Source organism: Chitinibacter sp. S2-10, assembly GCF_046530675.1.
GTDB lineage: Bacteria > Pseudomonadota > Gammaproteobacteria > Burkholderiales > Chitinibacteraceae > Chitinibacter.
The window spans coordinates 1,304,091-1,316,958 of sequence record NZ_CP172558.1; the positions used below are offsets into that span (position 1 = coordinate 1,304,091).

9 protein-coding genes are annotated in these 12,868 nt (G+C 54.6%); 4 read left to right on the forward strand and 5 right to left on the reverse strand.

What is annotated here, in order from left to right; all coding sequences use genetic code 11:
- Both ACG2XO_RS06260 and ACG2XO_RS06265 read right to left on the reverse strand, forming a co-directional pair.
- Nucleotides 1-1,134 carry a hypothetical protein gene (locus ACG2XO_RS06260; RefSeq protein ID WP_410499956.1) on the reverse strand — a complete coding sequence of 378 codons (1,134 nt, stop codon included), beginning with the start codon at nucleotides 1,132-1,134 and terminating at the stop codon, nucleotides 1-3.
- 39 nt (nucleotides 1,135-1,173) lie between these two features.
- Nucleotides 1,174-2,241: a hypothetical protein gene (locus ACG2XO_RS06265; RefSeq protein ID WP_410499957.1), complete on the reverse strand. Its 1,068-nt coding sequence runs from the start codon at nucleotides 2,239-2,241 to the stop codon at nucleotides 1,174-1,176.
- A 270-nt stretch (nucleotides 2,242-2,511) separates the two neighbouring features.
- On the opposite strand from ACG2XO_RS06265, the gene ACG2XO_RS06270 reads away from it, so the two are divergent.
- Nucleotides 2,512-3,510, forward strand: a complete 999-nt coding sequence (locus ACG2XO_RS06270; RefSeq protein ID WP_410499958.1) for a succinylglutamate desuccinylase/aspartoacylase family protein — start codon at nucleotides 2,512-2,514, stop codon at nucleotides 3,508-3,510.
- A 308-nt stretch (nucleotides 3,511-3,818) separates the two neighbouring features.
- A complete protein-coding gene (locus ACG2XO_RS06275; RefSeq protein WP_410499959.1) occupies nucleotides 3,819-6,266 on the forward strand; it encodes a diguanylate cyclase in 2,448 nt (815 codons plus the stop codon).
- Between the two features lie 78 nt (nucleotides 6,267-6,344).
- Here ACG2XO_RS06275 and ACG2XO_RS06280 read toward each other — a convergent pair whose 3' ends face one another.
- Entirely contained in the window at nucleotides 6,345-7,607 is a 1,263-nt protein-coding gene (locus ACG2XO_RS06280) for an Hsp70 family protein (RefSeq protein ID WP_410499960.1), read from the reverse strand.
- Nucleotides 7,608-7,907: 300 nt separating this feature from the next.
- Between ACG2XO_RS06280 and ACG2XO_RS06285 the strand changes: the two genes are divergently transcribed.
- Both ACG2XO_RS06285 and ACG2XO_RS06290 read left to right on the forward strand, forming a co-directional pair.
- Nucleotides 7,908-8,597, forward strand: coding sequence for a metallophosphoesterase family protein (locus ACG2XO_RS06285; protein ID WP_410499961.1), 690 nt, complete (start codon nucleotides 7,908-7,910; stop codon nucleotides 8,595-8,597).
- Nucleotides 8,598-8,680: 83 nt separating this feature from the next.
- A complete protein-coding gene (locus ACG2XO_RS06290; protein ID WP_410499962.1) occupies nucleotides 8,681-9,106 on the forward strand; it encodes a hypothetical protein in 426 nt (141 codons plus the stop codon).
- An 82-nt stretch (nucleotides 9,107-9,188) separates the two neighbouring features.
- On the opposite strand, the gene ACG2XO_RS06295 is transcribed toward ACG2XO_RS06290, so the two are convergent.
- Nucleotides 9,189-10,427 carry a PepSY-associated TM helix domain-containing protein gene (locus ACG2XO_RS06295; protein WP_410499963.1) on the reverse strand — a complete coding sequence of 413 codons (1,239 nt, stop codon included), beginning with the start codon at nucleotides 10,425-10,427 and terminating at the stop codon, nucleotides 9,189-9,191.
- A 78-nt stretch (nucleotides 10,428-10,505) separates the two neighbouring features.
- Complete coding sequence (locus ACG2XO_RS06300; protein WP_410499964.1) at nucleotides 10,506-12,662, reverse strand: TonB-dependent siderophore receptor; 2,157 nt, start codon at nucleotides 12,660-12,662, stop codon at nucleotides 10,506-10,508.
- Nucleotides 12,663-12,868: the final 206 nt, after the last annotated feature.

A 12,868-nucleotide genomic window follows, 5' to 3' on the forward strand; every position in this document is an offset into this window, starting at 1 on the left:
TTAGCTCAAACGGTGGCCGCATTCGCCGCAGAAAGCATCGCCTGATACAACAGGAGACTGGCATTGTGGGCAGCATGCAGCGGCCATTGCCGGTGCTGCAATCGCTGGACTGGTTTGGGTGCGCATTTGATAGCTTTCAGTTTTGCGGCGGGCTTCTTCTTTCGCCTGCTGGATTTTGTGCTGTGCGGCTTCCTTGCGCGCTTTCAACATGGCTTCATCAGCGGCAAAGTCAACGCCTTCACTGGCTTGCAGGAAAATCAGGGCAAAGCCTTTGGTTGAGATCAGTGCCGGGATCACGACTGCCAAGGCGATTAGCAGTGCAGAGCCAAATGAATACGCAGCCAGATACCCATCCAATGAACCACCAAAGCCCCCCATTGCCATTTGCAATGATGCCAGTGCCGACATCCCGCCATTCATATCCAACACAGCCATTGAAAGCGAACTACTGGTGGCAACGCCGATAGAAAGTACCGTCGCCAGCAGACCGGAGACCACCATCAGCATGGTGAATAGCACCAATTCGAGCATCAATACTTCTGCCAGCTTGCGGCGTACCAGGGTGTAAAGACGTGACATTGCGGTAAATACGCCATGACCATCCCAGATGGCCGGTGCAGCCAACGGCATGATGACCAGATATTGAGCGACCAGCAGCAGGCCAATCAACAGCGCCGTAATCGGGTAAACAAAAGTGTATAAAAAGGCTCCCAGTCCAGGAATCTTGCAGATAAACAGCGCGATAATCACGGCAAGGAATGCCAGCAAAACGATGGCAAGGTTGACTAAAGCCAGGCCAATGAAACGATGCCCAGTTGCCAGCGAAATCAGGATTGCATCCCGCGCTGTCGGCTGTTCGATCTGGCGAGCATCTGCCATCAAAACCAGTCCTACTGCATTCATGCCATAGAGCAGCACGCCCAATGTCGAAATGACGCCAAGCGCTGTAATGAATTTAACCGAGTCATAATATCCATTCATAAAGAGACTACGACCAATGGCGGCAAAAAGTGCAAATACAATGGCTGCCGCAATGAAAGTGCCGACCATAAGTAGGACTGCGGTTTTATTGCTTGGTGCACTTAATGCCGCCCAGAGGCGTGAAAAATTCAGTGTTTTATTTTCGGTATTCATCTGATGTGTTTCCTTTGATTAATAAAAGGTTGGCAGGAGTTAGCGGCGTTGCCGTTCTGCTGCCTGTTCCTGTTCGGATTTCTTGCACTCGGGTGCTGCATTCATGGTTTTGATGCAGTACTGGGTTTTTGTTAAGTTTTCGCAAATGGATTTGCTTAACCCCGTTTTACCTTGGCAGCTTTGGCATTGAGCGGCAGCCAGGTCACTCAGATTTGCGCATGGGTGCTGCGCTTTATCCGTTTTGGGTTCAACGCTGGCCGTCACTGTTACGGGGCTTGGGCTGGGCTTTGGAGTACGAGTCGGCTTGGGTGTCCGAGTGGCTTTTGGCGCTGCCGTGACAGCCGCTTGGCTTGATGTGGTCGGTGTAGGTTCAAGTGTGGGCGCTGGCGTATCACTGGCTACTGGTGATGCGCTAGGCGTGGGGCTTGATGTTGGTGCGGCGCTTGCGCTGATCGAGCTGGCCACCATGGCGGGAGAACTCGCCACTTCTGTCGTTGCAGCTGACTGGCCAAAGAACCACCAGCCGGCTCCTGCTGCACTGGCTAGAACGAGTGCGAGCAAGGCGGCAATCCATTTTCCCATCGAATGTGACGGGCCGGATTGCTGATGAGCGGGAGCCGAGTTGCTGATCGCCGGCTCCGGCTTGATTGCTGTGGCGGCTTGAGCGGTCGGTGCCTCGGCCGGGGTGAACTGGACTTCTGCTGCAGGCGCTTCTGGCACTGCTGCGCTGATATTCGCTGCAGCCGGAGCGGCCGCTTCGTGCGCTTGTGCTGGCTGGGGCGCCGCAAGCGGCTCTACCGGCGCATAGCGTGGCTTGCCACAGCTTAAACAGAATTTTTTCGCTTCAGGATTGAGCGCACTGCATATGCATTGCCACTGTTCGGCGCATTGGGTTTCTGTTGCGGGCGGCGCTGATTCCGGCATTGGCGCTGCCGCTTTGGGCTGGCCGCAAGCTTTGCAGAATTTGCGTGATAGAGGGTTGGATTCGCCGCAGCCGCAGAACCAGCTGGCATTCGCTTCGGTGAGCGTTGAAGCTGTGGATTCGCCACAATTTAAACAGAATTTTTGCTCTGGCTTGACTTGGGTACCGCATTTCTTGCAGTGCATGATGTATGTTTGTAAGTAAAAACCCTTATTTTATGACCGTGATTAATAAACGTATACGATGGAAAATCTAATCTCATGTTTACGCAACAATAACAATGAGCTTAAGAATTTGCCGGTGACGTGTGTTGCTGGATGGCATTCCGCAATTTTCGCTATGCGGTCAGCGATTGTGCGCGGGCGATGACGCTACTGCGATGCATGATGACCCTGTGCAACTGATCTATTTCCCGCGATAATTGCAGCTCATTGATCGTTTCTGGAATTGCCTTTATGACGCATCTGCACATGCTCAAATCTTACGTTTATCACGGTCTGACTGCGGGCCCCAAGCTGGTGGTATTGGGTGCGGTGCATGGCAATGAAGTGTGTGGGCCGATGGCAATCGAGCGCGTGATGCGTGAACTCGATTCGGGTGAGTTGGTGTTGCAACGCGGGCAGATTACTTTTATTCCGGTCACCAATCCACTGGCGCACGCCAAAAACGAACGCAATGGCGAGCGCAATCTGAATCGCAATCTGCGCCCCAATGCGCTGCCGCACGATTTTGAAGACCGCATCGCCAATATGCTGTGCCCGATTCTGGAACAGCAAGATGTATTGCTCGATCTACATTCGACCACCAATCCGCCGGGCGAGCCGTTTATCATGCTCGGACCTGAAAATAACGAAGGTGATTTGTCGCCATTTTCGCGCGCGCATGAAGAAGAAGCGCTGGCGGTGCGGCTTGGCCCCAAACGCATTGTTGAAGGTTGGCTGGAAACCTACGCCGACGGTGTCAAGCATCGGCTAGCAAATCCGAATATCAGCGCGAACGCCCGAGCGCAAATGCTCAGCACCGATCCGAGCTATGGTGTCGGGACGACCGAATACACGCGCGCACATGGCGGCATCGCGCTGACGCTCGAATGCGGCCAGCATAGCGACCCTCAAGCACCCGAAGTGGCATATCAGGCAATCCGCAATACCATCGCGCATTTGCATCTGGCCGACGTAACGCCGCCGCCAGTGCAGACCGAATTCGAGCTGCTCAAGCTGACTCAGGTGATCGACCGTAATGACCCGGCGGATGCTTTTGTCAAAACCTGGGCGAGCTTTGACCATCTGAATGCCGGTGAAGTGATCGGCCATCGTGCTGACGGCAGCGTGGTGACTGCGCCGAGTGCCGGCTATATTCTGTTTCCGAATCCGGCGGCCAATCCTGGCAATGAATGGTTTTATTTCGCTCAAGCCAGCGAACGACTGATCGACGGGATGATTGCCAGTCGTTGATTATGGGTATTGCTCGCAAAGTCAATTCTTGATTGGCTTGCATTAATATACCCTTCCAAAAAGCCGTCGGTGCGAACCGGCGGCTTTTTGCCGTCTTCAGTGAGGACGGTGCAACTCGCGCTTGCTGGATGGATAATGCAAAGTTTCCTGATTCAGCATTGAGCAGAATGTGTAAAGGATTCGGTATGAGTACCCTATTCTGAATAATGGAGTCTGCAGATAACCCGGTACGGCAATGTTCTGCCGCTGCCGATGAGCTTGATCGCAGCAGAGGCGCCTGAGCTACGGGGCAGGGTAAAGGAGTGTGCATGACGTTGCGACGACTTTTTCTGATTTTCAGCCTGCTTTTGTCGGTAACCGTCATTACCGTCACGGTGAGGAGTGTTCAGCAGTCCTTTGTGCATTTACACAATGTGGGCAAAGGGCAGGCAGCGATGGCGCAATTGCAGGCCTTGTTTATGCTGACCGAAATGGCTTCGCGTGAACGGGAGTCGGCCAATGACGTGCTGAACGATACTACGTCGGGCGGGGATCTGGTAAAGCTGGTGCAATTGCAGGCGGCCAGAGCAAAAACCAACCGAGCTTTTGCCGAGCTGCTGCGTGAAATCAGCGACTCTGCTGCACTCACGCAGACCATCGAACTGACTCGTCAGCATTTGACGCTGGTGCGCCAGAGCGTTGATGAAACGATAGGCAAAGTACCCATAGACCGTAAGCCGGATGAAGTGCGCAGTGTTATAGAGCAAATGATTGCAGTGATTGATGATCTGACGCCGGCCATCACGCTGCTGAGCAATGATGTACTGGCGTATTTCCCCAGCGCGACCAACCGGCTGACGGCTGCGCGTCTGACCGCTAATCTGCGCGAGTATGCCGGTCAGCTGGGGTCGCAACTGGCGACGGTATTGGTCAAGCAGCAACTGCTGACTTTGCCGGAACGCCTCAATATTGAAAGCCTGCGCGGACGGATCGAATTACTCAATCAATATGTCAGCGGACGGGCGGCAGCCACGGCCGAATCAGGCACGATCAAGGCGGCCAACCGGCGCATGCAACAGCGTTATTTTGCTGCGGCATGGCTTTTTGTCGATTACCAGATCAAGATTAATTTGCTCGACGCCAGCTATACCGTCGATGCAGCAGAGTTTGTTGACTACTATGCGCCACAAATGGAATCGATTGCCGATTTGCGCAATGTCCTGATGCGCGAAGCGGTGGCCGATGCGGCACGGGAAGTGAGCGCTGCGCGTTCGGAGGTATTGCTGTCGAGTGTGCTGGGCTTATTAACGCTGGGCATTCTGGCCTGTACTTTGTGGTTGATCCAGCGCCGTGTCATTCGTCCATTAAGTTGGATCACGGGGCTGATTGTCGATATTTCTGCAGGCAAGCTGCAGACTGAAATACCCAAATCCGGCCATCAGGATGAAATGGCCGAGGTGATACATGCCATCGAGGATTTGCGGCTCACTAGCCTGGCGCGCCAGGCCTTGGAGCAGGAACGCCTGATTTTGCTCGAACAGCAGGACAGACAGAATCTGGCGCTGGCTTCGCAGCAGGCTTTGTTGCAAAACATTCTGGATCATGCACCGATCAATATCGCTTTTGTCACCGATCAGCAGATTCGCTTTGCCAACCAGAAATGTATCGAAACCTTTGGCGTTCAACCGGGTGATCGCTCTCCGTCATTGTTTGTTAATCAGGCTGAACGAGAGAACCTGCTTGCGCAATTGAATCAGCAAGGGATTTTGGAAAACCGGGAAGTTCAGCTCTACAACCATCAGCAGCAAATCCGAATCATGCAGACAACTTTTATTGCCGTGACATTGGGCGGTGAGGAAGGAATTCTGGCCTGGCTGGAAGACATCACCGATGCCAAGGCCGCAGAGCAGCAAATCGCCGAGCAGCGCCGCGCCATGCAGCAATTGCTTGATTACAGTCCGGTTGGAATGGTCTTCAGTACCCAGGGGATTTTCCGCTATACCAACGCTGAATTTGAAAAAAAATTCGATGCCTATGCCGGTGATCGCGCCGAATCGATTTATTTGACGATGGCAGACCGCGCCGAAGTGCTGGCATTGACGAAGCAGCAAGGGCTGCTCAGTGGCCGCGAAATGTGGATGAAAGGACCCGGTGGCGAGCGACGACTTTTCCTCGGTACTTTCCTGCCGCTGGTTTACAACGGCGAAGAAGGGCTGATGGGCTGGTTGATGGACATTACCGAGCGCCGTGCCGCCGAAGAAACGATCAGGAAAATGGCTTTATACGATCAACTGACCGGCCTGCCCAACCGGCGCTTGCTTGAAGAGCGCCTGCTGCAACTGCTGGCCTTGATGCAGCGGGAAAAACAGAAAATGGCGGTGCTGTTTCTTGATCTGGATCGCTTCAAACAGGTCAATGATGAGCACGGCCATGACGCCGGGGACTGGCTGCTGATCGAGGTCGCTCGCCGAATGAATAGCTGCCTGCGCCAATCCGATACGGCAGCGCGAATTGGCGGTGACGAATTTGTCGTGCTCTTGCCTGACGCGCATGCGGTCAAGGACGCTGTGGCGGTGGCAGAAAAAATCCGGCTTGCACTGGAACAAGCCTTTGTGATGCCGGACGGCACCGTGCTGGATATTTCATCGAGTATCGGCGTCGTGATGTACCCGGATCAGGCCGATAATCCGGCAGATTTGCTGCGTTTTGGCGACGAGGCGATGTATGCCGCCAAGAAGCGTGGGCGCAATGCGGTTGAGGTATTTGTTGCGGATTGAATAACATCTGGCATTAATCGGGTTTGACCTGATCCAGACCCTGAGTGAAACCCTGTGGGGTTTCGCGCCCTGCGCATGCTACCCATACCGCTGCTGCGCCACCACCGCCAGCCCGCATCCCACACTACCAAAGTGATCGCCTTCGACGGTTCTGGCTGCGGGAAATGCCGCAGCGAGTGCGGCTCGCAGCGCAGGAACGGCAGACGAGCCGCCGGTGAAAAATAGCGTGTCGACAGCAACGGGCGCGACGCTCGCTTGCGAGAGAGTGGCTAGTGCCGAAGCACAGACGCGGCGGGTTTCCTGTGCTATCGCGGTCTCGAACTTCTCGCGGCTGATGTTGGTCAATAAGCCTTTTTCGGCTTCGATCAGATCGAGTTCGACTTCGAGCCGATCAGACAGCGCAATTTTCGCCTCCTCGACTCGCATTGCCAGATGGTGACCAGCCTGCTGACGAATGACGCTCAATAGTCGCTCGAAACGTACTTTGTCGACGACTTCGGGCGAAATATCCTGAAAAGTACGCCACATTTTGCGCGTATAGGCGAAGTTGATCGTGTGCCACGTTGCGAGCTGGAAAAACACGCTGTTCGGAAACTCGGCATTATTACTCAGCAAGCTGCTCATCCCGAGTTCGGGCATCACGCCGGCGAGCGATAGTCGCTTGTCAAAGTCAGTACCCCCGATATGTACCCCGGCACTGGCCAATAAATCCGCGCTACGGTCGGCAATACCCCGTCGTTCTGGTGAAAGGCGCACCAGCGAAAAATCCGACGTGCCGCCGCCGATGTCGATAATCAGTACCAGTTCTTCTTTTTCAATCCGCTGCTCATAATCATGCGCGGCGGCAATCGGCTCGAATTGAAAGCTGACTTCCTTAAAGCCCAAACCACGCGCGATGTCGGCCAGTGTCGCTTGCGCCTGATCGTCGGCGGCCTGATCGTCGTCGACAAAATGCACCGGGCGACCAAGGACAACCGCATCGAATGTTTGACCCGCCGATTGCTCGGCACGGCGTTTCACTTCGCCAATCAACTGGCCAATCAGGTTTTTGAATGACAGATGTCGCCCGCCGATTTCGGTACCCGCGTCCATCAGGCTGCTGCCGAGCAGGCTTTTCATCGAACGCATCAAACGGCCTTCATAGCCTTCGAGGTATTCAGCCAGTGCGGCGCGGCCATAGGCGAGCGTATCTTCTTCCAGATTGAAAAACACTGCCGACGGCAAAGTCAGCTTGCCGTCTTCGAGCGCCAAAAGTCGGGCCCCCGTTGGCGTGACAATCCCGGCGGTAGAGTTGGAGGTGCCAAAGTCGATGCCGCAGGCGGAGGCTGAAAAAGTATGCATGTCAAAAACCGGTCAGAAACGCGCTGGTAACGCGGATAAATAAGCCATCAAATCAAGGGGCAAGATGGCAAAGGGCGGGCAAGGCTACGCTGCTTGGCGCGCTGCGTCAAATGGAAAACCGACCACCGGGACTTGCATAAAGCGCGGAGAGATTTTTCCGCTGCAACTTAGCTCGGACTAGCGGTTTGATGGTATTGCTTTTATTTTTGCGTCCGAAAGATTTGCGTCTGATTACGCTGTAGTCGGACATTTTGCAATACAATGTCAGGCAATCGTATTCCCTGAATTTTTGGACGAGCAATGATTTTTTTCTGTGGCGACACGCATGGCCGGTTTGAGCATGTGATCCGCGCGGTGCAGCAGCACCGGCCGGACGCCATCGTTTTGCTCGGCGATATTCAGGCGCCAAGGCCACTCGACGAAGTGCTGGCCGAGATTCTGGATCTGACCGAGGTATGGTATATCCACGGAAACCATGATACAGATAGCTTCTACGACTATACCCACCTGTTTGAATCCAAACTGGCGCACCGTAATTTGCATGGCCGCGTCGTTGAAATTGCCGGCAAGCGTGTCGCCGGCCTGGGCGGAATTTTTCGCGGCCAGATCTGGATGCCGCCCGCGCATCCGAATTACCCAAGTCAGGCGCATTATCTGGCGCATTGCGGGCAGAGCAATTACTGGCGTGGCGGCTTGCCGCGCAAACACCGCAGCACGATTTTTTACGCGGATTACCAGAAACTGGCACAGGAAAAAGCCGATATTCTGGTCACGCACGAAGCGCCGAGCTGCCATCCCTATGGTTTTCATACGCTGGACCAATTGGCGCACAAGCTGGGTGTGCAGCAATCATTTCATGGGCATCAGCACGACTGTATCGACTATCGTCCGCATGATGCGCGGCTGGGCTTTCAGGCCTACGGCGTGACCCTGCGCGGGATTACCGACGAAAACGGCGTCATCATCGATCAGGGCATCCTGCCTGAGTAATTTCGTCTTGCCGATATTCATGCTTCATTCAGCCTCCCCGGCAGATACTGGCGTTAACAAAGTATCTGATAAGGAGAGGCATCATGACTTCATCATTCATCAAACACAGTCTGGGCGCAGTGGTTCTGCTGCTGGCCAGCTGGTCGGCCAATGCCGCCGACGTCGGCTTTTCGGTCAGTGTGGGCGACCCAAATTTCTATGGCCGCATTGACGTTGGCCAGTATCGTCCCGAAGTGATTTACACCCGGCCCGTGATCATTCATCAGGCACCGTATGGCTATCCGCCGATCTATTTGCGCGTACCACCCGGACACGCTAAGCACTGGCATAAACATTGTGGCTATTACGGCGCTTGTGCCCGTCCGGTTTATTTTGTTCATGACCGCTGGTATCGCGACACGTATCGCACGCGCTATTACGGACGTGCGGATTCCGGGTATGTCGGTGAGCGCCATCATGGTCACGGACATCATCATGGTGAGCGCCGTCGGCACGGTGATCGCGATTAATGATTGATCCTATCCCCTGATGTTTTAAGTGACAGGCGCGGGCAAGCCCGCGCCTGCAAAAATTCAACTCAAGAAGGCCGGGTCAATCGTGCTTTTTCTGCCGTCCCCGGTGTTTTTTCCACCAGATATACACGCCGGTGACGCTGAGCATGGCGACGATGAGGCCGAAGATTGACATCATGATCCGTCCCGGCAATCCCAGAATCCGTCCTGAATGCAGCGGAAATTGCGCCTGGACAAACACATCGGCGGCGCTGCCTTGCCACGGTTGTTTGGCGCCCAGAATCTGGCCGCTGTCACCGTCGAGATAAAGCTGAGGATGGCCGACGCCACCCGCGCCATGATCGTCATCGGGGCGGTAAAAAGCGATGGCGTAAACATTGGTCCAGCGATCATAAAAGACGCTGCCCGCTGGTGCTGTCCATTGGCGTTGCACCGCTTCAACGCTGGCGGCAGCAACCGCTGCGGGGGCATTGAGTTTTGGCTGATGCGCGATACTGGCTGGCGTGCGCGTGTCAAACGGCGTAGGTGTCACGTCGGAAACCAGACTCATCGCCGGGAAAAACACTTCGCGGTACAGATTGAGCGAAAAAGCAGTAAACGCAACGATAAACAGCAGCCCCCAAGTCCATAAACTACCGGCACGATGCAGGTCGAAATTGATTTTGTAAGGGCCACTGCCCCAGCGGATTTTCCACGCTGGTTTCCAACGTGCAAACCAGCTTTTTTTCGGCTGCGTGACTGGTTTGGCAGGATTTGCGCTGGCGCGGCGACGCGCAGGGAAGGTCAGCAGCGCGCCGGTAAAGCAATCAATCGTCCAGATCAGCGCGATCACGCCCAAGAGCCAGACGCCCCAGCGATCCGAACCCCAGAAAGCCGGAATATGCAGGCTGTAATGCAGTTTATATAAAAACGACACCAGATTTTCGCTGCTGATCGGCCAGACTGCGCCCCATTCGCGCTTGCCAAGCTCTTGGCCGCTCACCGGGTCGACGAAAATCTGATTAAAGCCGGGCTGGGTCAACGCGCCGGTTTTGGCGTCTTGTGCCGGTTCGGCCCAGAACATCAGCGATTTGCCGCTTTCGGCTTGTAGTGTGAAAAAAGTGATTTTAATTTGCGGGTAGCGCTGTTCGAGCTCGGTCGCCAGCTCAAGCGGATTTTTGCTGCTTCCTGTGCTTGTTGCGGCCATTAGGTGCGGATTAAGCACATCATCGAGCTCGTGATCCCAGGAAATAATCGCGCCGGTTAGCCCGGTAATGAGTAAAAAACCGGCCAGTAAAAGGCCGACATAGCGGTGCAGCAGAACGAGCCAGTGTCGCATGGGATTACCCTCAAAAAAACACCACACCTTGCCCGGCAAGGTGTGGTGGAAGTTGCTATTACGGTGGGATTCGGAGGATTAATACTTCCAGTTGACCGAGGCGCTAAAGCTGCGTGGTGCGCCGTAGAAACCTTGGCCGTAGCTGCCCCAGTACAGGCTGCTGATGTATTTTTCGTCGGTGACATTATTGATATTCAGCGTCGCGCTGAAGTCTTCATTAATGTCATAACGCGCCATCAGGCTCAGCAAGGCGTAGCTGCCTTGCTCAATCGTGCCTGCGCCAGCTTTGGCATGAATCGCATCTTGCCAGCTGACATTGCCGCCCACTTTGATTGCGGGCGCAAAGGGCAGGCGGTAAGTCGTGCTCAGGCGCAGCAAATTGCGTGGCAAATAGGTGCGAACGTCTTCACCTGCTGGGTTTTCCAGCGAGAGGTGGGTGTAGCCCAGATTAGCTTGCCAGTCGCTGGTGATTTGGCCGGAAACATCGAACTGAACACCGCGTGATTCGGCGTCAATGCCGGTGTAATACGCTTTGAAGTTAGCATCGTAGCCAGCCTGTTCGGCCAGATTGCGTTGCTCGGTTGCGAAGTAGGCCAAAGACGCGTTCAGCGTGTTATTAAAGAAAGCCGCTTTTACCCCGGCTTCGCTGCTTTTACCTTCAACGGGTGCCAGAACATCGCCGCTGACATTGGTTTCGTGCTGCGGATCGAAAATGCGGGTATGGCTGGCATAAACCGAGAAATTGCTGTTCAAGTCATAAGTCACACCGACATACGGGGTGGTGTCGCTGGCGCTGGTTGCGCGTGAAGTGCCATAAGAAACGCCGGTGATATCCACATTGGTCCAGCGTGCGCCGACGATGACTTTCAGCGGGTCGGCCAGATTCAGGCGGCTGGCCAGGTAAACGCTCTGACGTTTGTCTTTGAAATCACTGGTATCGAACCTCGCGTCAAATGTAGGCTTGGTATAGTGCCCATCCCAGCCGAGCAGCGGTGGCAAAGCTGTTCCGATGCCTTGGCCATAACCCGACCATTCTGCTTTTTTCGATTGCGACAGATTACCGCCAACGCTGATGTCGTGCTTGCGGCCAGCGACTTCAACTTGACCACTGAATGCCAGATCGGCGATGTCCTGCTTGGTTTTCATCGTGTACGCCGACGGGTAGCTGTACAAGCCCAAGCCCGTCTGTGCATCCGGCGTGCCGTAGACGTAGAACAATTCGCTCTCGCTATCGAATTCATTGTGCGTGTAAACCAGTTTGGCCGACCAGTCTTGCGCTAGCTTTTGCGTAATTTCGGCAAAGGCGGTTTTGCTCCCCGAATCCATGTATGCCCAGTCGGCAGCCGTGCTCGTTGACCTTGGGTAGTTGGTCGGCGTGCCGTCGGTATTAATCAATGGCAAAGCGCCCCACATCGGGCTGTCGACCCGGGTTTCCTGCTGCGTATAACCGACGCTCAGCAGCGTGGTGTCGGTGAGATCGGCTTCGATGATGCCGGAAATCACGCCTTTATCGCGGCCATAGCGATCCAGATACGATTCTTTGGTTTCCAGCGCGGCGATCAATCGGGCGCGAACGCGACCCGATTCGCTCAAGGGCGCTGAAATATCAGCTTCGGCGCGATAATTCTGCCAAGAGCCTGCGCTGATGCTGGCATTGGCGGCAAAAGTATCGGTTGGCCGTTTACGAACGAAGTTGACTGCTGCGGACGGCATGCCAGTACCGGTCATCAAACCGTTGGCACCGTAAACGACGTCGACGCGGTCATAAATCACGGTATCAATATCGCCATTGACCAGATCATCGCTAAACGGCACACCAATGCCGTCAATTTGGAAGTTGGTGACGTCAAAACCGCGTGAAGTGTAGTAAGTGCGGTCGGTTTCAATGCGCTCGACGGTCACGCCTGCGCTGTATGACAGCACATCATTGACGCTATTGAGGCCAAAATCTTCGATCTGGCTACGGCTGATGACCGAGACCGTTTGCGGCGTTTCGCGCAAACTCAAATCGAGCTTGTTTGCTGATTTGCTTTTGGTTGTCGTGTAGAGGCCAGTCGCTTCGGTCGAAGGTGTCGCCGTGCTATCGGCAGTGACGCTGACTTCGGCGAGCGTGACTTCATCGGCGGCGTGAACCAGTGGCGTAAAGCTTAAAGCAGCCAGCAAGGCCGCTAGCGGTTTAAGGCGGATGCGTTTGAGCGGCATCGCGTTGGCTGCTGGATGGGGTTGGAAGTGCATGATTGAAACTCCGGAATTCGATTGCTTTGCGGCAAGAGCCAAACAAGCCACGCAAATACTCGTACGCGATGACTTGGGTTAAATTGAGAATACGAATTGTAATGATACTAATTATCATTTGCAATGGTGCGATGTAGTTTGATTGCACGATGCCGCATCTTATTCATTGATAGGGATGTATTGCTGGGGGGGGGGCGAGCAGGGGC

What these genes read in the sequence shown, in the direction of transcription:
- ACG2XO_RS06260 (WP_410499956.1), bottom strand. Translation starts at nt 1,134, where the DNA reads ATGAATACCGAAAATAAAACACTGAATTTTTCACGCCTCTGGGCGGCA.
- ACG2XO_RS06265 (WP_410499957.1), bottom strand. Translation starts at nt 2,241, where the DNA reads ATGCACTGCAAGAAATGCGGTACCCAAGTCAAGCCAGAGCAAAAATTC.
- ACG2XO_RS06270 (WP_410499958.1), top strand. Translation starts at nt 2,512, where the DNA reads ATGACGCATCTGCACATGCTCAAATCTTACGTTTATCACGGTCTGACT.
- ACG2XO_RS06275 (WP_410499959.1), top strand. Translation starts at nt 3,819, where the DNA reads ATGACGTTGCGACGACTTTTTCTGATTTTCAGCCTGCTTTTGTCGGTA.
- ACG2XO_RS06280 (WP_410499960.1), bottom strand. Translation starts at nt 7,607, where the DNA reads ATGCATACTTTTTCAGCCTCCGCCTGCGGCATCGACTTTGGCACCTCC.
- ACG2XO_RS06285 (WP_410499961.1), top strand. Translation starts at nt 7,908, where the DNA reads ATGATTTTTTTCTGTGGCGACACGCATGGCCGGTTTGAGCATGTGATC.
- ACG2XO_RS06290 (WP_410499962.1), top strand. Translation starts at nt 8,681, where the DNA reads ATGACTTCATCATTCATCAAACACAGTCTGGGCGCAGTGGTTCTGCTG.
- ACG2XO_RS06295 (WP_410499963.1), bottom strand. Translation starts at nt 10,427, where the DNA reads ATGCGACACTGGCTCGTTCTGCTGCACCGCTATGTCGGCCTTTTACTG.
- ACG2XO_RS06300 (WP_410499964.1), bottom strand. Translation starts at nt 12,662, where the DNA reads ATGCACTTCCAACCCCATCCAGCAGCCAACGCGATGCCGCTCAAACGC.